The sequence below is a fragment of the Novipirellula herctigrandis genome, from assembly GCA_007859835.1.
GTDB lineage: Bacteria > Planctomycetota > Planctomycetia > Pirellulales > Pirellulaceae > Novipirellula_A > Novipirellula_A herctigrandis.
The window spans coordinates 2,589,257-2,613,520 of sequence record SJPJ01000001.1 but is presented as its reverse complement, the minus strand read 5'-3'; the positions used below and the strand labels follow the sequence as shown (position 1 = coordinate 2,613,520).

Annotated in this window: 17 protein-coding genes; 11 read left to right on the top strand and 6 right to left on the bottom strand. The window is 52.2% G+C overall.

The window, feature by feature from the left end:
• Window positions 1-265 precede the first annotated feature (265 nt).
• From CA13_RS09705 to CA13_RS09690, 4 genes are all read left to right on the top strand, one after another.
• On the top strand, window positions 266-2,098 hold the full coding sequence (locus CA13_RS09705) for a UbiD family decarboxylase (RefSeq protein WP_146395893.1): 1,833 nt from the start codon (window positions 266-268) through the stop codon (window positions 2,096-2,098).
• A 59-nt stretch (window positions 2,099-2,157) separates the two neighbouring features.
• On the top strand, window positions 2,158-3,405 hold the full coding sequence (locus CA13_RS09700; RefSeq protein ID WP_419194133.1) for a peptidylprolyl isomerase: 1,248 nt from the start codon (window positions 2,158-2,160) through the stop codon (window positions 3,403-3,405).
• A 105-nt stretch (window positions 3,406-3,510) separates the two neighbouring features.
• Window positions 3,511-4,065: a hypothetical protein gene (locus tag CA13_RS09695; protein WP_419194132.1), complete on the top strand. Its 555-nt coding sequence runs from the start codon at window positions 3,511-3,513 to the stop codon at window positions 4,063-4,065.
• Window positions 4,066-4,367: 302 nt separating this feature from the next.
• The gene (locus CA13_RS09690) at window positions 4,368-4,574 is read left to right on the top strand and encodes a hypothetical protein (protein ID WP_419194131.1); all 207 of its coding nucleotides are present in this window, start codon (window positions 4,368-4,370) and stop codon (window positions 4,572-4,574) included.
• A 4-nt stretch (window positions 4,575-4,578) separates the two neighbouring features.
• On the opposite strand, the gene CA13_RS09685 is transcribed toward CA13_RS09690, so the two are convergent.
• Window positions 4,579-5,484 carry an efflux RND transporter periplasmic adaptor subunit gene (locus CA13_RS09685; RefSeq protein WP_146395890.1) on the bottom strand — a complete coding sequence of 302 codons (906 nt, stop codon included), beginning with the start codon at window positions 5,482-5,484 and terminating at the stop codon, window positions 4,579-4,581.
• Between the two features lie 130 nt (window positions 5,485-5,614).
• On the opposite strand from CA13_RS09685, the gene cutA reads away from it, so the two are divergent.
• Window positions 5,615-5,941: a divalent-cation tolerance protein CutA gene (gene cutA / locus CA13_RS09680; protein ID WP_146395888.1), complete on the top strand. Its 327-nt coding sequence runs from the start codon at window positions 5,615-5,617 to the stop codon at window positions 5,939-5,941.
• 64 nt (window positions 5,942-6,005) lie between these two features.
• Here the strand turns inward: cutA and CA13_RS09675 are convergent, their stop codons facing one another.
• The 4 genes from CA13_RS09675 to CA13_RS09660 are packed head-to-tail and all read right to left on the bottom strand — an operon-like array spanning window position 6,006 to window position 12,233.
• On the bottom strand, window positions 6,006-9,905 hold the full coding sequence (locus tag CA13_RS09675; RefSeq protein ID WP_146395886.1) for an FtsK/SpoIIIE domain-containing protein: 3,900 nt from the start codon (window positions 9,903-9,905) through the stop codon (window positions 6,006-6,008).
• A 29-nt stretch (window positions 9,906-9,934) separates the two neighbouring features.
• The gene (locus tag CA13_RS09670; RefSeq protein ID WP_146395884.1) at window positions 9,935-10,183 is read right to left on the bottom strand and encodes a hypothetical protein; all 249 of its coding nucleotides are present in this window, start codon (window positions 10,181-10,183) and stop codon (window positions 9,935-9,937) included.
• A 26-nt stretch (window positions 10,184-10,209) separates the two neighbouring features.
• The gene (locus tag CA13_RS09665; protein WP_146395882.1) at window positions 10,210-11,604 is read right to left on the bottom strand and encodes an anti-sigma factor family protein; all 1,395 of its coding nucleotides are present in this window, start codon (window positions 11,602-11,604) and stop codon (window positions 10,210-10,212) included.
• On the bottom strand, window positions 11,604-12,233 hold the full coding sequence (locus tag CA13_RS09660) for an RNA polymerase sigma factor (protein ID WP_146403555.1): 630 nt from the start codon (window positions 12,231-12,233) through the stop codon (window positions 11,604-11,606). Before CA13_RS09660 ends, CA13_RS09665 begins: the two co-directional genes overlap by 1 nt.
• 304 nt (window positions 12,234-12,537) lie before the next feature.
• On the opposite strand from CA13_RS09660, the gene CA13_RS09655 reads away from it, so the two are divergent.
• From CA13_RS09655 to CA13_RS09640, 4 genes are all read left to right on the top strand, one after another.
• Window positions 12,538-15,867 carry a mechanosensitive ion channel domain-containing protein gene (locus tag CA13_RS09655; protein ID WP_146395880.1) on the top strand — a complete coding sequence of 1,110 codons (3,330 nt, stop codon included), beginning with the start codon at window positions 12,538-12,540 and terminating at the stop codon, window positions 15,865-15,867.
• Window positions 15,868-16,114: 247 nt separating this feature from the next.
• Window positions 16,115-18,094 (top strand): hypothetical protein, encoded by a 1,980-nt coding sequence (locus tag CA13_RS09650; protein ID WP_146403553.1) that lies wholly within the window; start codon window positions 16,115-16,117, stop codon window positions 18,092-18,094.
• A gap of 99 nt (window positions 18,095-18,193) precedes the next feature.
• A complete protein-coding gene (locus CA13_RS09645; protein WP_419194130.1) occupies window positions 18,194-19,612 on the top strand; it encodes an aminotransferase class III-fold pyridoxal phosphate-dependent enzyme in 1,419 nt (472 codons plus the stop codon).
• Window positions 19,613-19,802: 190 nt separating this feature from the next.
• Complete coding sequence (locus CA13_RS09640; RefSeq protein WP_146395876.1) at window positions 19,803-21,869, top strand: ATP-dependent DNA helicase; 2,067 nt, start codon at window positions 19,803-19,805, stop codon at window positions 21,867-21,869.
• A gap of 77 nt (window positions 21,870-21,946) precedes the next feature.
• Here CA13_RS09640 and CA13_RS09635 read toward each other — a convergent pair whose 3' ends face one another.
• Window positions 21,947-22,387, bottom strand: a complete 441-nt coding sequence (locus tag CA13_RS09635) for a YkgJ family cysteine cluster protein (RefSeq protein WP_146395874.1) — start codon at window positions 22,385-22,387, stop codon at window positions 21,947-21,949.
• A 6-nt stretch (window positions 22,388-22,393) separates the two neighbouring features.
• Here CA13_RS09635 and CA13_RS09630 point away from each other — a divergent pair, with 6 nt between their 5' ends.
• On the top strand, window positions 22,394-23,689 hold the full coding sequence (locus CA13_RS09630; protein ID WP_146395872.1) for a glycosyltransferase family 4 protein: 1,296 nt from the start codon (window positions 22,394-22,396) through the stop codon (window positions 23,687-23,689).
• A gap of 377 nt (window positions 23,690-24,066) precedes the next feature.
• A partial coding sequence (locus tag CA13_RS09625; RefSeq protein WP_419194129.1) for an RNA recognition motif domain-containing protein occupies window positions 24,067-24,264 on the top strand: 198 nt, incomplete at its 3' end.

The following is a 24,264-nucleotide window of genomic DNA, read 5'->3' as shown; positions in this document are numbered from 1 at the left end:
CAGAGTTTGGGCACTTTGACATTCGCGTGCTATGACATTCGGGCACTCGGGAATTCGGGCACTCGGGAAGAGGATGCATAGGAAAAAAAGGGGGTGCATAGGGAAAACGGTCAAGTTCGGTTATCCGCAGGTTGCTGCTTTCGGTTTGCTTGGGTACACCACTAGTGCTTCCTCTAGATTGAAATGGGGTCGGCTCCGCTACCCTCAAATGCAAAGTTGACAGTGCCGAGTCCGTTCCCGACATAAATTTTGAGAGTAAACCTGAGTGAAACACCGAAGTACGAAAGAAGTTGTCGACGACCTGCGAGTTGACGGGCGTTTGATTGAAGTGAACGAGGAGGTCGATCCCTATTTGGAGGTCGCTGAAATCCAACGCCGCGTCTACCTGTCGGGGGGGCCTGCGGTGTTGTTCACGAACGTGAAGGGCACGCGATTTCCGATGGTGTCAAATTTGTTCGCCTCTCTCGAACAATCTCGATTTCTGTTTCGCCACACGCTCGAGTCCGTTCGACGGTTGCTGGAAGTCAAATCCGATCCGTCAGCACTGCCGAAGCATCCCTTTCGGTATGCGGGCGTTCCGCTAACAGCGATCCGAACGTTGCCAAGGTGGACATCGCGTGGTTCGGTTAAGGCAAACGAGTGCCGTATATCGGATTTGCCTCAGCTAACCAGTTGGCCCGACGACGGAGGCGCGTTTGTGACGTTGCCTCAGGTGCTAAGCGTGGATCCCAATGCACCTGATGATTTGATGCGTGTGAACCTGGGAATGTACCGGATTCAATTATCGGGTAATGAATATGACATTGATCGCGAGGTAGGGCTGCACTATCAAATTCACCGCGGCATTGGCGTTCATCATGGATTGGCTCTTGATCGAGGGGAACCGCTTCGAGTTGCTATTACCATCGGTGGAGCTCCGGCGATCTCCGTTGCCGCCGTTATGCCGCTGCCCGAAGGATTGACGGAATTGACATTTGGTGGCGCGTTGGCCGGGCATCGTATTGCGATGATACGCGGCGATCATGCGCCGGTGTATGCCGATGCCGATTTTGCGATTGTCGGAACCATTGATCCGTCTCGGCGAAAACCCGAAGGCCCATTCGGAGATCATTTAGGTTACTACAGTTTGCAACATGACTTTCCGATGATGAACGTGGAACATGTTTGGCACCGTGATGGTGCGATATGGCCATTCACCGTTGTTGGCCGACCGCCACAAGAAGACACGACATTTGGCCAATTGATCCATGAGCTGACGGATCCTATCATTCCGGATGTCATTCCTGGGATCAGAGCGGTCCATGCGGTCGATGCCGCGGGCGTGCATCCGTTGTTATTGGCGATCGGAAGTGAGCGGTACATGCCGTTCATGAAAAACGAGGAGCCACAGGAGTTATTGACACAGGCCAATGCGATCCTAGGGAACGGTCAATTGTCGTTGGCCAAGTATTTATGGATCACCGACGATCCGGCTGGGGATCTTGATATTCACGACATCGAATCGTTCCTGCGGTACGTTTTAGAGCGGGTTGATTGGCGACGCGATTTGCATTTCTATACCAAAACAACGATCGACACACTCGACTACAGCGGCAGCGGAATGAATCGCGGCTCCAAAGTCGTGGTCGCGGCAACCGGGGCGGTCAAACGAACGCTGCCGACGGAGCTGCCGAACGAGTTTTCGATGCCAAATGGTTTTTCGGATCCACGAATCGTATTTCCAGGAGTATTGGCATGCAATTCACCAAAGTACGTTTCCTCGTCCAACCGCGACGACTTGTTGAAGTTGGGCCAATCGATGGAGAACGATCCGCGACTAAGTGGTTTCCCCATTGTGACTTTGGTCGACGATAGCGATTTTGCATCCGCGACGCTGAACAATTGGCTATGGGCGACATTCACGCGAAGTGACCCTGCTGTCGACATTGGAGGGGTGCAACCGTACACAATTGATAAACATTGGGGGTGTCATGGCCCGCTTTTGATCGATGCTCGCGTGAAACCGTGGCACGCTCCGCCGCTAGTGGAAGATCCTCAGGTGCTATCGAAAGTGGATGCTCGAGCAAGCCGTGGCGGCGATTTGGCCAAGTATTTGTAAGCTGACCTTGCGACCAGGACTCTACGGTGACTACAAGACAAACATTGTTTTGAGTTCCATTGTCCGAATTTCCCCTTTCCCGCAGCGAAGAGCAAGGAATGCAATCGCCCGAAACCTTCCCATGTACCGTGTTTTGCCGGTCGACGAATGTTTTGATCGTTACGGTGATGCTTCTTGCCATGGCGTTTTTGAGCTCCGCTCGATGCTTAGCAGAAATTCCCACACGCGCGGAAATTGATGACGCTCAGAGCATCGAATTGCCTGACGATCCGGCGGCGATTTTGGCCGTAGTTGGCCAATCTCCGATTTTCCTAGGTGAGTTGTCGCCAAAAGTGCAGGCTCGTATCGATGACGTGCTCAGCAAAACGGGGCAAGAAATACCGGCGGATCAACTCCGCTTTGCTCGTATCAATCTTACTCGCGGCCTGCTCAACCAAGCCATTCAAAACAAAATGATGCGAGAATCATTTTTGCTCGATCAAGTCGGCACCCAAAACGCGGATAAACGAGCCGAGGCAGACGCGACATTGGCCGCGCGCGCTCGCCAAATGTTCTATGAATCGGAATTGCCGCAGCTGCAAAAGCAATACAAGGTCGATGATCTTACGGAACTTGACAACTTGCTACGGAAGAAAGGAAGTTCCCTGTCGGCACGCCAACGCGATTTCGCCGATGCGATGCTCGGGCATTTGTACATTCGCAGCAAAGTCGAGCAAGAGCCAACCGTTTCCCTTTCAGAAATTACCGAGTTCTACTTCGAACATCACGACGAGTACCTACAAAAGGCGGCGGCTCGATGGGAACAGTTGACGGTGTTACGGAGCAACTATCCGGATCTGGAAGCGGCCAAGAAAGTAATTTCCGATATGGGACGAGAGGCCTATTTCGGGGGGAATATGCAAGCGGTTGCACGCGAAAAGAGCGAAGAGCCGTTTGCCAGCAGCGGTGGACTACACGAGTGGACAAAAAAAGGTTCGTTAGCCTCCGATGTATTGGATAGCCAAGTATTTCAGTTGCCTCTAAATGCAATGAGTGAAGTGATCGCTGATGGCGATGGTTTGCATATCGTTCGCGTTCTCGGTCGACGCGAAGCTGGATTTACGCCACTGAGTGAAGTGCAAGACGAAATCCGATCGAAAATTCGCGAAGGAAAGATCGCAGAATCGCAAACGACGGTCATGAAGGAAATGGAGAAACGGATTCCCGTGTGGACGTTGTTTCCTTCGGACATTCCGGGCGCAAAACCTCTGCCGAAAAGCATTGCCTCAAGGCAAATCAATTCATCAGCAAAGCCGGAGCGGTTTTAGGTGATGGTGAGGCATCAAGGATCGTTTCTGTGGCCTCTGCTTCAGGTATCTACCTTCGTACTTGCGATCATTGCGATCTCCGGATGCGGACAATTAGCTTTTCGTTTGAATAACAATCCACCGCAAACCTTTGTTCCCAATCCACTCGAATTGCCTCCAGCACCCGATGGATTTGTTTGGTCGCAAGTCGTCGATGCGGTTGACGACTATTTTCGTATCGCTCGCGAACAACCGGTTCAAAATTCTGACGGAATGATTTTGGATGGGCGACTTGAAACGGCGTACAAAGTGGGCAGTTCATGGGCTCAACCTTGGAACAAAGATAGCACGCCTGGTTTCGAGCGATTGCAATCAAGCCTTCAATCGATTCGTCGGCGTGCGATCGTAACGTTGCGCCCCCAGGGAGCCGGGTATGTGATCGAAGTGGTGGTGCAAAAGGACTTAGAAGATACCGACCGAACCCAGTTTGCCACGGAAACGAGTGTTTCCCATCGACACGATGGGACCTTGGTTCGAGAGCAGGATCGTGTGGACGACAGCCCCCAAACGCTAGGGTGGATACCACTTGGCCGTGACGCTTCGCTAGAACAGGCAATCTTGGCGGACATTTTCGGTCGTATCACTCGCGGTGATAGTGGCGGTTCGCTACGGCATCATTAATCCTTGCTTTGGCGTTCAATTCACTCCGGATTGTCATAACCGCCACGCCTTACCAGATTCTCTCGCTGAGGAGCATTAGTCTTTTTTGCAGGCTAATCTTCTGGATACCTCGCGCCGATATCCATGCTGCCAAGCGATTATGCACTCGCTCCGTTTGGCCACGTGAAAATTCGGGTGCTCCCTCCTATAGCGGTATGTTAATGATTTGTGTTAAGCCTCCTCGAATCGACTTTGATTCATTTTGTGCCAATGTCGAACAACGACTTTGCGAATTGGGTCACCTCGAGCCGAAGGAATTTCCCATGACTCACCGTGAGGTGATTCGCGGTGGAAAAACGTGTGGAATCTACTTCTGTCTTCACGGACCTCGAAGCGTGAAACTGACAGCGATTTGTGATTTCACTAAGAACGCAGTCATCTATTACGGCAGTGATGGGATCCGTCGCGAATCGGCAACGGTTCCTGTAAGAGCTGCGAATCTTCTTCAATCAGACTTGAAAGCGGCCTGAATCGCTACTGGATTTCGATTCGACCGCGCATGCCACTCCGCAATAGACCGTCGGAGTTTCGCACGGTGGCCCACAATCGCACTTGTCCGGTAACGGGATGCAATTCGGGTGACACGAAGTCGACGATTCCTTGAAATTCAGACCTGCGTTTTTTAATGCCACCGATTGGTGGCATTTTCTCGCAAACGAAGTTCACTTTGCGGCCAACTTGCTCTGGCCCGTGCTGGCGTCCGTCGACAAAGCATTCGATGCGAATTGGATCGACCGAGATCACACGGACGACTGGTTTTCCGGCTTCGACCCACTCGCCATTTTGTGTCACGATTTCAACAACTTGGCCGCTCACACTGGCGCGAATCGCATGGTCGTCCACACGTTGTTTGGCGAATTGAACAGCGGCTTCTTTTTCACGCGTGTGAGCTTTGGCAACTTGCTGTTCATGCTCCGCCTGTTCAATGGCAAGCCGTGCTTGATCGACGACTAATCGCAGTTTCTCTACTTCGGAATCACTGACAGCCCCTGAGAACCGAGTATTCGCTTGTTGGCTTTGGCTCAGTTCACGCAGATGAAAGTCGAGAGCTCGCCGAGCATAGCGAGCATCGACATCGTTGTCGCTAGCCATTTTTGCCGCTTCCATCGCAGCCACCGCCGCTTCATATTCGGTTTGAACATGCAGGGAATCGAGCTGTATTAGCAAGGCATCTTTGTCCACGTTCTCGCCTTCGCTGACATGGATCGACTCGACAATGCCAGAGATAGGGGCAGCGAGAAAGGTGTTTTGGATATAAGAAACCTGAGCATCAGGAACGACAATCGTTTTGGTCGCAGGTTTGGCTTCTTGCGCATACGTTGTGATAGTGGCAAGAACCGTCAAGAGTGAAGCTGCACGGCAAGTTGCGAGGCGTTTCATCAATAGCTCTTAAGAATTGTGGGAAGGCAATCTAAAACGTAACGGAAGTTGGCAAGAAATCGAGGTCCGACAAGTCGGCATAGGCTCTACAATAGAGTGCTAGTGTTACACGAAAAAAGGAAATATCAACATGTCAGACTCTTCGTCGATTGTTTTGGTCCTAACGACGGTTCAGTCCGAACAGGACGCCAAGCGACTTGCCGATGACTTGGTGAGCCAATCTTTGGCGGCCTGCGTTCAGATTGATGGGCCGATCAAAAGCCATTATCGCTGGGCGGGCCGAATCGAGGAAAACCAAGAATTCCGTCTGATGATCAAGACAGCGATTACGACATGGCCAAAGGTGAAAGTCCGTTTGCTTAAAGAACACCCCTACGACGAACCCGAAATCATTATGATTCCGATCGCCGAAGCAAGTGACGGTTATCGTAAATGGATTATCGAACAGACCAATTAAGTACGTTGGACACCACCAATTGACGTGTCCGATGTACTCACAGTGGGAGCCCAAGCTCAGACGCTTACTCGCTGAGCCACTTTGCCACATCGCTAGCAGTCGGGCGGTCACATTGACGGAACTTTCGGATTTGTCCGTCGGCGTCATCGTACATTAGCATCGTCGCAGCCGATAATTCGGAGGCCATCGGGTTGTCAATTAATAGCGATGAATCTGCAGCGTTCATCCGGCCCAGAACTCGCAACTCCAAATCATGTTGTGCCGTTCGCGGCAACCATCTCGTCAAAGTTTCACCACTGCCACAAACGACACCGACAAACACGTTGACCGGTGGGCCGTCACGAAGCGTCTCTTGCAACGCTACCGATCCGCTCATGGGACTACTGGCAGCATCCAACGAGAAGTTAAACGATTCTTCTTGTCGTAATTCTCGGAACCGTTCGAGTGGATCAATTACTACTAGCACTGGTGGCGGCGTTCCTTCACTCTCGGTATCTCGTTCACCCCGTTCTTTGATCATCTGGCGAACCTTGATTATTTCCTGCTCCGCGTCCCGTAGCTTGACCGTCTTTGCGGAGATTCCGGCCTCGCTGAGCCAACCCGACAATGATTCGCCATCGTCCATTCGGTTGCCGTCAAAATAGATGACTTCTAATCGAGTGGCGTTGTGCTGGAAACTTGCTAAGCATGTGGCGAGCACGGCACCGCGAGAATCGGGAGGCGCGATGACTAACAAATTCCGCCCAGTGTCTCGTGTCAACTTCACCGAAACGGGCGGGCCAATTTCAACAGCTTCGCCCAATAGCCCTTGAAGCGTTTGCGGGGCGGCTGAATCTTCCGCGGCGTCGGCGAGCAGCGGCGTCCATCGGCAGGGACGGTTCCCTTCAAACACGACTGCGGGTGGCAATGATTTGACAAATTTCCCGTCGCGTTTTGCGATCTGGGACAATAGATTGCGGTGTGCCGACGAAGACAACCATGCAACTTGGAACGGTTGATTTCCTTCGATCAAACCACCCGCGTTGTTATAGATCGCTTCGCCTGGTCGATTGATTAAACGAGCAGCGGTGTTATCGTCGGCCAGAATCAACGCCGCATCCGATTCACTGCATTGCATGGCGATCCGCACCGCCATTTGGCCGAGCGTAGCACGTGGCAGCGAGTATGCACCGGCCAACGATTGGCTGCTTAACACCACGTGCATCCCGAACGATCGACCTTGTCGAACCAACCGATCAAGCAACATTGTACAATCACCTGCCAACCGGTCGTCGCGCACGAACAACTCTTGGAATTCATCGACAACCAACATGATTCTTGGCATGACCGAGCCGGTCTGCGCTCGATACTCGCCAAGCTCTTGAACACCTGCTGCCCGGAACTTTTCACCGCGATGTTGCAGTTCCGCGTCCAGTCGTTGCAATACACTGCGTCCAAATTCCCGTTCACTTTCGATTCCAATCACGCGTGCATGCGGAAAGCACTCGTCCGCGTACGGTTTGAATTCGACGCCCTTTTTGAAGTCCAATAAGTAGAATTGCAACTCATCGGGAGTATATCGGTACGCGCCCGAAGTGATGATCGCGTGAAGAAGGGTGCTTTTGCCGGACCCTGTCTTGCCCGCGATTAGGACATGTTGCCGGACCCCTTCGCCCAGATCCAAATCAAGGACGCGTTGTGCTCCTTGGCTACCGACAGGAATATCAACGCCATCGGAGGCATTTCCCAATCCGGCTTGGTCGGGGTTAAGAATACTTTCCAGCGGGATTTCCACTCGCGAAGCTTCAACCGCTTCGGTTCCAATTTTTTCGACTAATGCGTCGCGGAGTTTACCCGAAGGCAATTCCATCGGTGCAAACGGCAGTTCGTCGAGCCCATCGCTGGTGACATGCCAATCACCCGCCTGGTCGATCGCTAGACGCATCGCTTTTTCTGAATTGGGCATTGGCATATCGGCTGGCCACGGTCGCGTGGAGTCACACACAAGAATCAAAAAGATGCCACAACGAAGCCCACTTTCGACGAGGGCTAGTAAGTGCTTGTAGCCTTCGCGTGTCAACCCTTCCGGGAATCCAATCGCCGCAACGGCGCGGTAAGGTTCGGCCATCGATCCGGCCAACTCATTGTAATCTTCGATTCGCTCGAACCGATCGCGAAGGCTGGCTTGCAAAACGTCCTCGACATGCTGAGACAATTCCGCAAACCGCTCGTTGATTTGTGCGTCGCTTGTCCACACGCGATGCCCGACAATCGATGGATCATGATCGGCGAGTGCCATGAAGCTAGTGAAGTTTTGACCTCGTCCAAGCGGATCCAATAGCGTCAGTTTGCATTGTCCGGCCGGCGATCCGGATAGCAATCGCCAAAGGATTTGGTGGGCGGTTTCGATCGCTCGGTTCATAAACGAAGGCGGTGCTGTGATGATCAGTCCGCTATGCAAACGGCGGTGTAGTACAACCGGGCACGTCTCCGGAATCGGAATGCTATGAAACGAATCACCGAAAGTGGATTCCACGCCAGGGTGCTGGAAGACTTCCTTCAAATGGTGATTGACTTGCAATGAGCCTACTGGCACAAAATCGATGCCGTTCGCCGATAGCGGTGGTTGAGCGACTACCGTTTCCCATTTTGGAAATTGATTTTCAACTTGCTGTGTTGCTTGGGTCATCCGATCAAAGCCGTGCTCAACGCCTTGCTCGAGTCGTTGAACCAAATGTCTGCACTCATTCCGGCGGCGCGTCTCCGATGCATCGCGTTCGTTTTGCAGTTGTTCGGCGTTTCTGGCCAATTCGCCGGTGATTTGATTTGCGACTGCATCGGCACGCATTCGCATGCTATCCATGATGCGGGTCCGTTTGGCTGCAAAATTCTCGTTTTCGGTATGCAATGATTCAACAAGCGACCGGCGGGCATGCTGTTGTTCGATCTCCAAGTCTTTTTCAAGTTGATCAAGTTGTTTCGTTTTCCAACGCGCCGCAGAAGCAAGATGCGATTGCCGCTGTGCGAGCAAATCGGCCGAAGCGACGGAGGCGGTTTGTATCGAAAGCTCGCGACCGACTTGTGCGCACTCGTCCGCTGCGGCGGCCAGTCGTTCGACGATAGGATAGAGTCGACGGGTTAACTTCTTTAGCGGCCACATCAAAATGAAGTAAGCGATGAAGCCAATCAAAATCGTGATCACGGTCCCCACCCCAGCGACAACCAGTGATGGCGTTTGAGGTTGATAGAGATAAGTTCCGATGACCCAAAGGATACAAACGAGCACAACCGTGCCGGGTAAATAGTAGGAGTCGATGATTTTCGACGCCAAGCCTGCATACATTAGCAACACGGTTTCTTCGCACCGCTTTGTCAATTCATTGATGGAATTGACGGTTTCTTTCGTGTTTTTTGGCGGTGGAACCCGTTGGTCTTCTTCGGGCGTTTCCGGCGGAGGGACCGTTGGCAAATGGTCCAGTCTTTCCACTGTCAATTCTCGGCCAAGCTGCAAACTGCGGATGATTGGCTGGATCGCGTTGTCGATTTCCGAGAGCTCTTTATCGCGTTGTTGTCCTGGTCGGTTCTTTCGTTGGGCATATTGATACTCCACTGCCTGACAACGAGCCGCCACTTTGTGCTCAATTTTCGCTTTTCCTTCCGCAGACTTGCGACGAAATATCGCCGTCAAGCGGTTCTGCTCGTCGCGATTTTGGATTGCGAAAGCTTCGTATTGACGAATGAGGATTTCCTCGGCTTCGTCCCACGTTTTCAATGTATCGCGGCGCAGTAGACGACACTCGTCAGTCTTCTCTTGGCGGCGCAAATCGAAAGTTTGTTTCTGTTCGTCGATTTGCGAAGCATGACGCAGAGCAAGCGCACCATGATCGGTAACGCTTGATTCGAATCGCTGGCGGATCCCTTTGAGCAAACGTGATTGACGAGTCGGGCTAAGGAGCCCTGTTGGATGGACAGAGTTGTCTTTCATCCTTCCTAGTGTAATCGATGAATGAGCGGCTATGAATCCTTGCGGTCGTTATCTTGCAGCGCCTCGTCGGCACGCCGCACGACCTCATAGAATTCGCTCAGCGCGGCAGTGAACCGATTCAAGCTGGGGCCGAGTGAGGCAAGGTGTTTTTGTTCGAATTGGCGACACCGATCATCCAACCAATCTTGGCGCACATCGCCCCACAATCGAGCGAAATCGATGAAATCACGCCGGATTCGGTTCTCGGCGTCTCGGATAGGACCAAGTTTCACCGCCATCTTCAAATTTCTCGCGTTGCTAGGTGTTAGGGCCTGTGCCGCTCGGGGGTGAGTCGATCGAGCATCGCTTTTGGAGGCAACAAATCGAGTGTTTCTCGGTATTCAGGGTCATCGATTTGTTCGTACCGCTCGATCAAAGTTCGCGGGTCCTCTTCTCGCCAAGGCATTTTTCGGCGAAGCGTCTCTTCGGCCCAAAAACGCAATGTCTCCGATTCGATAAACGGGTCGCGAGGATTTCCGGCGATCATATCAAGCATCTCGCGGTCAGCATCGGTCAGCATTGATTCAATCATTGCTAATTCTCCGTGACTCAACGGATCCGGTCGATCGCTAACACCGCGAAGCAAGCCGAGCCGTCCGCTCGATCGGCGATCGGTTCGTCCCGGGTCGTTCGCGACCATCGCGCCAATCGATGCCATGTCGACGGCATCAGGGCTGAAAAACTTCTTTATCCGTGAACGAAAATCAATTAGATTTGGAATTTTCTGTGCAAGTCTCTGGTGCAATATTCGGTGTAACGCGTAATCGATTCGTTCGATCGTTTCGTCGGACAATATCGCTCCCGATTGACGTGACAATGCTAATTGCGATTCATCGATCGCCTGCCGGATCACATCACGTCGCTGATCGATATCGCTGTTTTTGATTTGATCCCTAAGGTCGCTTGAGAGTGTTTCTCGCCATCCCGCGTACGCTTGCATTGTCTCAAGCAATCGCTCGGGTTGAGGTTGACGACGAACCGCTTCGGCCGTTTCGCGAAGTCGCTGCTGATCTTCTGGTGCTAAACGTGTGAATCGTTTCCACCGCGAATCAAGTTGGGCACGGTCAGCCAACGGTAAGTTCGCAATCTGCTTTTCCCGTTCATCCAAATCGGTTGCCGCGACCAATGGCGTGTGGGTCGATACATCACCGATTTCTTGCATCGCCAAAATCATTTTGCTCCACGATTCATTGATCGCTAAATCACGCATCAATTGCAAATCGCTGCCGTAGTAATATGCATCGATATTTTCAGCAATCGCCAAATCAGCGAGTTGTGATTGATAATTGTGATTGCGAATCGCCCAAATCACACCTATCGTTGCAAGGATACCCGCTATGCATGCTGCGGCAGTCATGAGGGGCAGTCGGTACGCGGAAGCGATCCCCGGCTTCGCGATTTTTGGTGCCACCAAATCGGCTACGACCAACTCCATCGTCGACTCCACCAATTTTTCGTTTGGCGTCGCAGTGGCCAAATTGTCTAGCAGGTCCCAGCCTTCTTGTAGCTCTTGTAGACGTCGGCGAAGGGAATCGTCGCGAAGCAATCGCTCTTCGAGTTCATTGCGTGAAGGGCTATCGAGTTCACCGTCCACATAGGCGACTAGGAGTTCGTCATCGGGATCCACAGGAGCTTCGTCGGACAGCAGGCTGGTACTCATCATTGAACCTCCTTCGGAATGGTTCCTGATTCCATGTAAGGTTGGATCACTTCCTTCAAATTCACTCGTGCCCGACTCAGCAGCGATTTGACAGCCTTGGGAGTCAAATCCATCGCCTTGGCGATATCGGCGTAGCTCATGTTTTCAAAGCGAGACAACATCAGGGCCATTCGTTGTCGTTCGCTCAAAGAGGAGACGGCCATGCGAACGATCTCGGCCCGTTCTTCTCCTTCGGCCAATCTTGTTGGCATCAATCCACTTGCTTCCATCGCGGTATGGGCGAGAAGTTGGGCGTTGCTAGTAGCTGCGGGGTTTCGCGGTGCATCGACTTCATTGACTTCCTGACGCCGCGAAACCGAACGTGCGGAATTGCGTGCGACATTACCGGCGATCGTAAACAGCCATGTCGAAAACTTGGCTCCCGGTTCGTACCGTTTTCTCGCCCGGTAGACGCGCAGGAAGGTTTCTTGCGTTAGGTCTTCGGCCAATTCACGACTTGGCCCTATGGTTTGCATCAAACGCACCAATCTCGGTTCGTACCGTCGCACCAGTTCTTCGAACGCTCCGGCGTCATCGTCGCGTACGCGCAGCATCAAACGAACGTCCGGATCGGACTGTTGATAACGCATCGCAGTCGAATCGCTAACAGCCAATGCAGCGGAATCGCAAAAAAGTGGTGTTTGGGAAACCCCGTGAGGGAAGGAATCTATATTCTAATGTTTGTTCACCGGGCTGAACACGTCTGCTTTGGCATTGTCGCCTGTTGATTTCTGAAAAGCGAGCGAGGCTGCGTCGTGTACGGCGGTTGATTGACTAACCCCAACGGTGGTCTGGGGTTTCGCTGAAATCCGGATGGCGGTTGCAGAGAGGGGGGGCAATGGTTGAAAATGCACGCTGCTATCCAATTTGCCCAGCAACCTCGATGATTTCACCATGCTTTTGGCTCTACGAAACGCGATTTTTCTCGCCCTGCTAGTGATGTGCTTTTCAGCTCTTTTGCCGGCGCAAGGCCAGGCTCAGCTGACACAAGCATCGGAAAACGCCGATGGACCCGCTCCCGTGGTGGTCACGGAAGCGGACATCGATCAGGAGGCGGTCGCGACGGGGTTAGCAGAAGTCAAAGCAAACGATGGCCTCAAGCCGAGCGTCAAAACCGCGTTGGAGGATCTTTATCAACAAGCCCAGCAGAAATTGCAGGCCGCCGACGCCAGCGTGAAAAACGCTAGCGACTATGAGAAAATGGTTCTTGATGCCGCTGATCAAATCCGTCAAACGAAGCTGAAACTTGACGAACCGTTGCCTGCGCTTGGACCGCTGGATGCCGATGCAACCGTCGAGTCCATCAAGCAACGTTTGACGGCTAAGAAATCAGAACTGGAGCTTGCAACCAAACAGAAAAAATTGCTTGAGGATGAGCGGTCGCGTCGGCAAGAGCGACTGGGCGAAATTCCGGCTGAGCGGATCGCTACCGAAGAGGAACTCGAAAAAATTGATGAGCAATTGTCGCGACAAGCTCCGCCCAACGAGATTCCGTTGCAAACGCGTGCAAGAGTCATTCAGTTGAAAGCGAGCCGACAATCACGTGCGGCAAAATTGGCGGAGTTAAGTAAGGAACAAGCCGCCTATGGGTCCACGGTGGACCTGCTGCCGCTACAAGTTCAATTGTCCGGCCTGCGAGTGACGGCCTTGCAAGCAGAGGCGAACCAACTTGCAGCGGCTTTGATCGAGCGGCAGCGGGACGTGGTCGCTGATCGAATCGAATCTTTGACGGAAATGCTTGCTGAAACTCCCGAGCAACTCAAGCCGATTGCGAAACAGAACATCGAGATCGCTCGCCAGCAACAAGACCTCGTTAGGCAAGCGGCGGAAGCCTCGAGTTTACTCGCTGAATCCGAACAGAGTTATCGACTCGTCAAAGCGGCTCAAGAAAACTCCGAAGAGCGACTCGAAAAAGTTGGCTTGACCGACGCACTCGGTGTCATGCTTCGTGATAAACAAAGTGAATTTCAACAACTGCGTGCAAAGTTTCAGCCGCGAACCGATTTGCGTGAAAAAATCCAACAGTATCAAATCAATGCGTTTGAGTTGGAGGACAATCTTGATCAAGTTGAAATCCAGCTTGAGTCGCTTGGCGATTCACCGGAAAGCGTGCAAAAGCAGAAGCTACTACGGCAGCAAAAGTCATTGTTGTCGGACACTTTGGTGGCTCAAAATTCGCTGCTTCAAACAATGCTCGATGCTGACACCCACCGTCGGGAACTTCGGCAAGCGATCGACCACTACATTAGGTTTGTGGATGAAAATCTGTTTTGGATTCGTAGTTCACCCGCATTTTCGGTTGCCGAGTTGAAGGAAATCGTCCCTGCGACGGCATGGATGACGAAGCCAAGTCATTGGCGTGGTGTGTTGAGTCAATGGACTCTCGGTGCATTCAGCCAACCGATCTCTTCGATGCTTGCCGCCTTGGTGGCGATTGGCTTGTTTGTTTATCGGCCTCGTTGTCGGCATGTTTTGGAAAAGACCGCCAAGGAAGCTTCTCTCTATAGAACGACGTTTGCTCCGACCGCCAAAGCGTTGTTGGCAACCGTCATTTTATCGTTAGCATGGCCCGTCGTTTTTGCGGTTATGGGATGGCTTTTGAAAAGCCAAATCGGCGGCGGGGTGTTTGTGCATGGTGTTGGCAGTGCATGCGTCCTTACGGCCGTCTACGTTGCGTCTCGCGAATTGATGAAACATGTTTGCCGTCCCTATGGACTCGCCGAAGCACATTTTGGATGGGACGAACCGGTGCGTTCATTGATTCGGTTTCATTTGCGCTGGTACACGGTGACCGGAGCGATCCTCGTTTTCTTGATGTGGGTATTCCGCGAGCATCCTAATGAGGTGGTTCGGACGAGTCTTTCTCGCTTGACAGCGATCGCTTTGTTTATTGCAACCGCTACGTTTCACCATTTGATGTTTCGGGTGAATAGTCCGATCTATGTGCAAACACGCCGCGAGAATCCCGATTCGCAAAGTTACCGATGGCGGCGTTTAATTTGGTTGGTGGCCATCGGGTTGCCAATCAGTTTTGCGGTTTTCGCTTTTATGGGATTTCTTGATACCGCATTTACGTTTGGCGAATTGCTGCAAGCGTCAATTTTGTTTTTGGTATTTGTGTTGCTTCTAACTGCGTTGATTTTTCGTGTTCTAAGTCTGCATTACCGAGATGTCGCCCGCCGACAAGCGATGGAACGCCGCGAAAAGAAATTGTCCGCCCTGACAGCGTCGTCTGCCGAAGGGTTGACCAGTGACATTGGGATTGAGATTCAAGAGGAGGAGGCAGCGGATCTTCCTAAGCTTGATCGTCAAACGAGGCAACTGTTTCATGTCACCGCAGCTTCGGTTGCGTTTTTTGGGCTGTTGTTCATTTGGAGCGATGTGTTGCCAGCGATCAAACGATTCAACCAAGTTGAATTGTGGACGGTGGGTATGGGCGAAACCGTCGAAGCGGTGACGCTACGCGACCTGATATACGTTTTTGTGACGATCGTTGGTGCTATTTTTGCCGTGCGAAATTTGCCGAGCTTGTTGGAGCTGTCGATTCTGCGGCGAACGTCGCTTGATAGCGGTGCACGCTATGCATTGACCACCATTCTGCGCTACGTTTTGACTGTCATTGCGGCTATCCTGATTTTGAACTTGTTGAGTATTCCGTGGACTCAGCTCGGGTGGTTGCTTGCAGCCGCTTCGGTAGGTCTCGGTTTCGGGTTGCAGGAAATCGTGGCAAACTTTGTCTCGGGTATCATTTTATTGCTTGAGCGACCGGTGCGAGTGGGGGATGTTGTGACAATCGACGGAACCACCGGCATCGTATCGCGAATCCAAATGCGAGCGACGACGGTCACAAGTTGGGATCGAAAAGAGTTAGTCGTCCCAAATAAGGACTTGATTACGGAAAAGTTGCTAAATTGGTCGTTGTCTAACGTGATCAACCGGTTGACGATCAATGTTGGTGTTGACTACGACAGCGACCCTCATCAAGTCCAGGAAATTTTGCTGCGTGTCGTCAGTGAGCATCCGGACGTGATGAACGATCCCGCGCCACTCATCAATTTTGACAATTTTGGGGACAATTCATTGAATTATGCGGTTCGATTCTACTTGTCGAACTTAGATCGCCGCGTGGGGGTGACGCATGAAATCAACATCGCCGTACTTCAAGCGTTCCGCGAAGCAGGCATTTCCATCCCGTTCCCACAAAGGGACGTGCATATGAAGTGATGAACCGGCGATAAAGGCAAAAAAAAACACAGCTCCCAATTGGGAACTGTGTTTTTAAGAATAACTTGGTGCTTCCGAACGAAAAAATGATCCGTGTTCGAAGGTCAGAGCCAGGTTTCGCGGGAGGGCAATCGCCCATGGAGATGGGAATCTCTATGCGAAGGAATGCTGGAAATAATGCCGACCTTGGAGCGTTAGGATACGATGTTAGTTAATTTTGGTTCGCTAGAAAAGAGTGCTTTTCGTGATTTTTTCTCCCCATGACAAAACGCCACATCTGTTACAGATTGGCGACCGAATTTCGGTGTTGCCCGTGATCCACGGAAGCGGCCAATTTTCGTTGATCGTCCGACGTTGGTTTCTCGAAAATCCCTTCGATTGTCTCGCGGTTCCGTTGCCCGAATCGTTCCGCCATCCGGTTGAAACAGCGGTCTTGGAACTTCCTCGGCCTTCGATCGTCATTCAGCCGACCACCCCCCGCTTTGAGCCATTGGCAGGGGATCATGATTGGTCCGAACCGGCCTGGGGCGAAACGAATGAGGATGACGATTCCGATCTCGAAACATTTCCGCACAGCTACGTTCCTATTGACCCTTGCCAACCGGTGATCATGGCGATTCGGGCCGCGATGGGCGAGCATATTTCGCGTGCTTATGTCGATCTGGAAACCGATCCGTTTCTGCCTTGTTCAAGTGTGATGCCTGATCCGTTCGCCGTTCGTCATGTCTCTCCGGAGGTGTTTGCCGCGGCGGTTCTACCCAGTATTGCGAGGCCGTCGGATCATCAAACGCAGCAGCGGATCATGTATATGGCGATGCGACTGAAGGAATTGGAATCGCGGCATGAGCGAATCTTGTTCGTTTGCAGTGTCTTGCATTGGCCATGGATCCGTGAAGCATACACTCAGCTAAGCTCACGATCATACAATATAACCAACCAGGCGGCTGAGATTGAAATGCCTGAGCATGATTATGTCGAGCCAGCCGAGCGATTCTCGGTGGAAGATCGGACGCTGATGTTCCTGTTCGGTGAATTGCCCTACATCACCGGATTGTATGAACGTGCGCGTGCAGAGTTGGAAGAAGACGAGGATCTGCAAATTGACGGCGTCAAGGAATTGTTGATCGCCGCACGTGAAAGCTATCGTGAAGAGTTGGGCAGCCGAGCTCGCCGCATCACTCCACTGTTGCTGTCTAAATGTTTGACCTACATCCGCAACCTCTGTTTGATTCATCGCCGGATGACCCCCGATTTGGTGGCAATTGTCACGGCAACCAAACAGATCCTTGGCGATCAATTCTCGCTTCATGTGGCGGAAGTCGCGAACCAATACGCGTTTGGCAACGCTGAAACAGTGGACCGCGATCCGATGCACCAAGTCACCTTGGGGATTGACCAAGGCCGGTTGCCCGATGGCGAAACGGTCCCATTGGTTAGTCGATTACCGGGGCCGCCAATCACTTGGCAAACGATTAAGTTACAGCGTCGCCCTAATAAATACGAACAAGATCGATGGAAGTATCGATGGAATCCGCATAGCCAATGCAGTTATCCGCCCGAAGATGAACGCATCGAGAATTTCCGAACTCGCGTCTTCGATCGCGCTCGCGCGATTATCGGCAACGACTTAGCGCGTACCGAAAAGTTTACCTCTAGCGTGAAGGATGGAATTGATATTCGCGATACGCTTCGCCATTGGTACGAGAAACAAATCTACGTGAAAGTGGTCCCTCCAAGTCGCGGTGATTTGGATGCCTGTGTGATGATGTTTGATTCACCGGCGGATCCACGAGAGTATCCATGGCGAACAACATGGTTTGCCGAACACAAAGACGAATCAACGTTAGCGTTCTTTGCATCGGATTTTCAGGACGAATTGGTTGGGCCGGGGATCGGCTTGGGCATTTATGGCGGAGCGTTGTTTCTTTACCCTCCGGTGGTGATACCCGATATTTGGATCGACTCGCGACTTGATTATGCAGAGACGTTGGAAGAGCGTTTGATTGCGGCGGCGTGTTTGCATTCGCGAGGCCGCGAAATCGCACTGTTGTCGGCGTTGCCGCCCGGCAGCGGTTGGCAACGACTCGCTCGTCGACATCACAAGCATTTGGTGCATGTGCCGCTCAGTTCCTTTAGCGACGAACAAGTCCAACAGCTTCGCATGGTTCACGTTCTCAACGGCACCCAAGTGAGGAGTTATGCGGCCGATTTTATCCGACGCATTTAGAAACCGCATCCTGACTCGCCCAATTTCATTAACCGCGTCCAAACGGTACGATTCGGCATTCCAATGTTGCCAAATCTTTCCATCTTGGAGCCCGTGGCTGTGGTTCATCTAGTAGAAAATCGTCCCCATACACACGCCGACTCACTTCGCAGTGACCCACGTATCGCTGAGGCAAAGCGATTGATTGCCGAAGCAGTCGCCGAACATGCTCAGCCGCTCAAGCAGGTGCATCCCGCCGATGACGGGTTAAAGCCACATTACAATTCGATGCTTGAGCGATTCGGAAAGGCTCGCGGTGGCACGCTGATTTGGCCCTATTTGTCTTCGGGGCTCGGTAAGGGGCCGTTCGTGGAATTGGCGGATGGCAGCGTCAAGTTAGACTTCATCGGCGGGATTGGCGTCTATGGTTGCGGACATAGCGACCCGCGATTGATCGAGGCCGCGATCGACGGAGCACTCGAAGATGCCGTCATGCAGGGGAATTTGCAGCAACATCCGCCCAGCTTGAAAATGTGCGAACGGTTGTTGGGATTGGCGACTGAAAGTGGAGCCAAGTTGGATCACTGTTTGCTTTCCACTAGTGGTGCGATGGCCAATGAGAATGCATTGAAAATCGCCTTGCATCGCAAATCGCCTGCCGACCGAATCATCGCTTTTGACAACGCTTTTGCAGGGCGTTCATTAGCGCTTGCCGCGTTGACGGATCGTCCGAATTATCGTGCCGGTTTGCCGGTGGCATTGAACGTCGACTACTTACCCTTCTTGGACCCTGAGCATCCCCAGCGCAGTACGAGATGGGCCGTTGATGAGCTGCATCGTTTGCTGAAACGCCACCCAGGACGTTACGCTGGGTTTTGGGCGGAACTAATCGCCGGTGAAGGTGGCTACTATCCGGGCAGCAACGCGTTCTTTACCTCGCTATGCAAACCGCTCCGCGAAGCGGGGATTCCCATTCTGTTTGACGAGATACAAACTTTCGCGCGCACGACACGCCCGTTTGCGTTCCAGCACTACAGCCTTGACGCGTTCGCGGACATCGTCACGATCGGAAAAATAACGCAGGTATGTGCGACTCTGTACGGAAGTGATTTTGTGCCCAAAGGCCCGGTGTTAAGTCAAACCTTTACGGGGGCTTCGGCATCGATTGCCACAGGCTTGGCGACGCTCGACGCCATCGATGCAATGGGTTGCTATGGAGCGGATGGAGAGAATGTCCGTCGACACGATTATTTCGCAGCCGAATTGGAAAAATTAGCCAACAAGTACCCGGGGGTTTTGTCAGGGCCATTCGGCGAAGTGATGATGGTCGTGTTTACGCCAGGCAACGGAAGTTTTGAGCATGCGAAATCGATGATGGATATTATGTACGATGTCGGACTACTTGGTTTCGTGTGCGGCAGTGATCCAACGCGGATTCGTTTTTTGCCACCGCCAGCGATCACGACGAGAGAACATATCGATGCCGCCATTGTGCTGCTTGAGCATTCGCTCCTAAAGTTTCAGGAACAAACCGGTTAGCCAATGTTGGTGTCCAGGCTTTAGCCGCTAATCGCATTCGTTTTTTGCGAAAGTTTAGCCTTTGGGCCGCTTCAAGGACTTTGCGGTCGTCGCGTACCCGGTCGTAGTCTAAACGGCTGCACTCAAACATTCGGCGAAAAAATCGCATGTGCTTTTTCTTCCGCTCCCCCCTTAAATCGCAAGCAATCCATTGAGTGAACCTCTGCAAGCAGAATCGATTCTTGGTGAAGGTGGGAGCATTTCTCGGCGGTTGCCTAACTTCCAGCCACGTCCTCAGCAATTGGCCATGGCTGCCGAAGTGGAAAAGGCTCTTAGTAGCGACCAGCATTTGGTTGCCGAAGCCGGCACGGGGACTGGAAAGAGCTTTGCCTACCTCGTCCCCGCGATTCTCTATGCAACCGAGAAGCAGGGTGAAGAAGATCACGAGGACGAATTCGACGAAGAGTTTGGTGAGAAACCGGAACCGAAAGAAAACCGCAAACGCCGAATCCTGGTGTCCACTCACACGATTAGTTTGCAGGAACAACTGATCAACAAAGACATTCCACTGCTCAATAGCGTCATCCCTCGCGAATTCTCGGCAGTCTTGGTCAAAGGCCGCAGCAACTACTTGTCGATTCGACGAATGGAACGTGCATTGTCGAAAATGACTTCGACATTGGCAAATGAGATTCAGTACCAGCAGTTGCAATCGATCACCAAGTGGTCTAAGTCGACCAACGATGGCTCATTGTCTTCATTGCCGGTAAAGCCCGATTCGTCGGTATGGGATGAAGTCCGAAGTGACACAAGTAATTGTCTTGGTCGCAAATGCCCGCATTTCAAAGAATGCTTCTACTTTAAAGCTCGCCGGCGTGCAGCCAACGCGGAAGTGATGGTCGTCAATCATGCATTGTTCTTTAGTGATTTGGCATTGCGGCAACAAGAAGTATCGATTTTGCCTGACTACGATGCTGTGATTCTTGACGAGTGTCACACGATTGAAGCGGTCGCCGGAGACCATCTTGGCATTCGACTCTCCAGCGGCCAATTCGATTACACGTTTAATAAACTTTACAACGATCGAACTCAAAAAGGTTTGTTGGTCGAGCAGAAGTTGCAAGGTTTGCAGCGACAAGTCGATCAATGTCGTTTTGCCGCTTCAAATCTTTTCGCGGACTTGCTCGATTGGTGGGAAAACTCGGGGAGTCGTAATGGGCGTGTGATGCATCCCAAAGTCGTTGACAATCCGCTCAGCGAGCCAATGGAGATATTGGCCAAAGCGCTGATGCAACAGGCGGACGGACAGAATAACGAAGCGGATCGAAAGGATTTTGCGTCGGCAAGCGAACGGTTGGCGGTTTTATCGGGTGAATTGCGGCAATGGCTCAATCAGGATATCGATGCGGCCGTCTATTGGCTCGAACGATCGGGATCGCGACGGGGGCTCGATCGCCTCACGCTTGCGGCTTCGCCGATTGATATTGGTTCGACACTGCGAGAGATCTTGTTTCAAAACGAAATGATTCGCAGCGTCGTGATGACCAGCGCAACGTTGGCGACCGGCAATGATGATCGGTTCGAGTTCTTTCGCTCTCGAATTGGTTTAACCGATGGTTTGTCGATCCGTGTCGGCAGCCCATTTGATTACAAGCAGCAAGCAAAGTTGGTCGTCGTTCGCAATTTGCCTGATCCGTCGAAAGACCGTGAATTGTTTGAAAAATCGATCCCCGAACAAATCAAACGAGTCGTTGGGTATACCGACGGACACGCGTTTGTGTTGTTCACCAGTTACGACTTGTTGCGGCGATGTGCAACGTCACTGACGCCGTGGCTTGCAAAAAACAACCTGCAACTATATAGCCAAGCGGGTGAGCAGAACCGAACTCAATTGTTGGACGCGTTTCGCCGCAATCCGCGAGGCGTGTTGTTCGGTACCGATAGTTTTTGGCAGGGAGTCGATGTGCCTGGCGATGCTTTGACGAATGTGGTGATAACGAAGTTGCCTTTCTCGGTGCCCGATCATCCGCTTCTCGAAGCGAAGCTTGAAGCGATACGCGATGGTGGCGGTAATCCATTTAGTGACTTTCAATTGCCCGAAGCGATCATTAAGTTCCGGCAAGGTTTCGGGCGATTGATCCGAACTCAGGAGGATCAAGGGATGGTCGTGGTGCTCGATCCGCGAATCGAAAGTAAGCCGTACGGGCGGGCCTTCTTAAAAGCCTTGCCGGACGTGCCCGTCCAGTTCGTCTCGAAGACACCAAAAAAGAAACTCTAATAAACTCCGCTTCGTGCGCTCAACTTGGGATTCGGTTGTTAACGACGATGGTGTAGATATGGTGTAAACGAGAGGGCCTATTGTCCTTTCAATCGGTCGCGATAGTGGTTACGCCAATCGCGGCATGTTTTGCTGCCGACTTGGAAATCTCGGCAAACATTTGGGCGATGCTCATGGTGTCGACAGCGGCGTGTTTCCATGTCAAGCCAAATGCAGGGCCCGTCGAGTTCCCCGTCAGGCGTTTGGTAGGTTGCCATCGTCTCAAGTAGTTCTTGTTTGATCGCTTCGGGCATCGTTTCCCACCAAGGTTCGGCTGGTCGTGTTTCGGTGGCTTGGGTGTAAACGGGGTAGCCCATATGCATGCAGCAGACACCGCAGCCGCTACAATCAACGACCGAGTCACTTGAAACCGTGGGAAGAACCCGTTTGTTGATCCTCGGAGTAGAATGGTTCGATTCGTTGGACATACACAAACCGTATAGTGGAATCCCGTTGAGAAAAGCACGGGCGATAGGCATGAGGAAATGAGAGTTGTTTTTTTAACTGCGGGGGCTGCCGGAATGTACTGTGGCAGTTGTATGCATGACAATGCGTTAGCGCGGTCACTGAGAAATCCGACCGACGGTGCATCGGGGATCGATTGTCTTTTGCAACCGATTTATACGCCGATTCGAACCGATTCAGTCAGTGTCGCCCGCGAAAAGATTTTTTTTGGCGGCATTCACGTCTACTTGCTGCAACAAATGCCGTGGCTACGGTTTGTACCCAAATCGTTGCGCCGCATGCTCGATTGGCCACCATTGATACGACTCGCCACGCGCGGTGCCGCGTCGACCGATCCTGCAAAACTTGGGGCGTTAGCGGTATCGATGTTGAAAGGAACCGAGGGACGTCAAGCCGAAGAGGTCCAGCGGTTGGCTTGTTGGCTCGAACAGGAGATCAAACCCGATGTGATCGTCTTTAGCAACTTGCTGATCGGAGGTTCGCTGCCGTTGATTCGCCAGCGTTTGCCAGGGACAAAAACGATCGTGATGCTGCAAGGCGACGATATCTTCCTTGACCATTTACCGCAGGAAGCGCGGGCCGAAGCGATTCGATTGTGCAGTGACTTGGTCAAGTCGGTGGACCACTTTGTTGTCAACAGCCGGTTCTATGCTGACAGGATGAGTGCGCTGCTGAGTGTTCCCGAAGCAAAGATTGCGACGATCCCTTTAACGATTGACCTCTCGCCGTACAAGCCGCGGAGGCCAAGTGGCGAAGAGGCAAAACCATTTCGTATTGGTTACTTAGCTCGCATCTCACCCGAAAAAGGATTGCATCGACTGGTCGACGCGTTCCTGCATATGGCAGAACGTGATCAAGACGTGACGTTGGAAGTCGCTGGGTGGCTCGGGGAAGTGAATCGTCCCTATTTGAATTCGATCGAAGACCGAATTCGCGAAGCAAACTTGGCAGCTCGTTTTTGTTATCACGGCAGTCCGACGTTGGAGCAAAAGGTTCGTTTTTTGCAGTCCCTTGATTTGTTGTCCGTTCCGACGGAATACGAAGACCCCAAGGGATTGTTTGCACTCGAGGCAATCGCCTCGGGGGTGCCGGTGGTATTGCCAGACCATGGTGGTTTCGGAGAACTCGTCGCATCCACTTCGGGCGGCGTTGTGGTGCCGCCCAATGATCATTACGCGCTCGCAGACGCGATCTTGGCGTTGAAAAACGATCCGCAACGACGAACGGAGTTAGCGGAGAAAGGGGTGGCAATGGTTCACCAGAAACACTCGATCGAAGCAGCTTGTTCGGCTTTAAGAGCGTTGTTTGAGAGTTGAGTTTTGGTGAATTTTTGTGTGGCACGATTTGACTGCACGGATGAGCAGATTTGCGTGGTAAAAAACACTGCATCGAGTGGAGTTGACGTCAGCAGAATGGTATCCGAAGCTCATTTGTATCACCAACCGTTGTGATAAAGCGGAGCTGTGGGGGAAAAGTGCGACTATTTCCGCTCTCATTTCATCCGTAGTACCTATTCAACGGTTACTATTTCGGCTATCGTGATCGCTTGGTTGGTAGATTGTGCATCCGTCGCTAGGGTTTCTGGCCGGCTCGCGCCGCTTCCCTCCCCTGTTTGGTGAGTTTCCAAGCGGGATTCGTCTTTGTAAACCCGAATTGAAAACCGGGTTGTCCATCCTTGCACAGGAGTTTTGCGTTGGGCAGGAAATTGTATTGTGGGAACTTGAGCTTTAGTGTCTCTAGTTCGGATTTGGAGCAGCTATTTGCTCAGTTTGGCACGGTTGAAAGTGCGCAGGTTATTACCGATCGCGACAGTGGTCGAAGCAAAGGCTTCGGTTTTGTCGAAATGGGCAGCGATCAGGAAGCACAGGCAGCGATTACCGGATTGAACGAA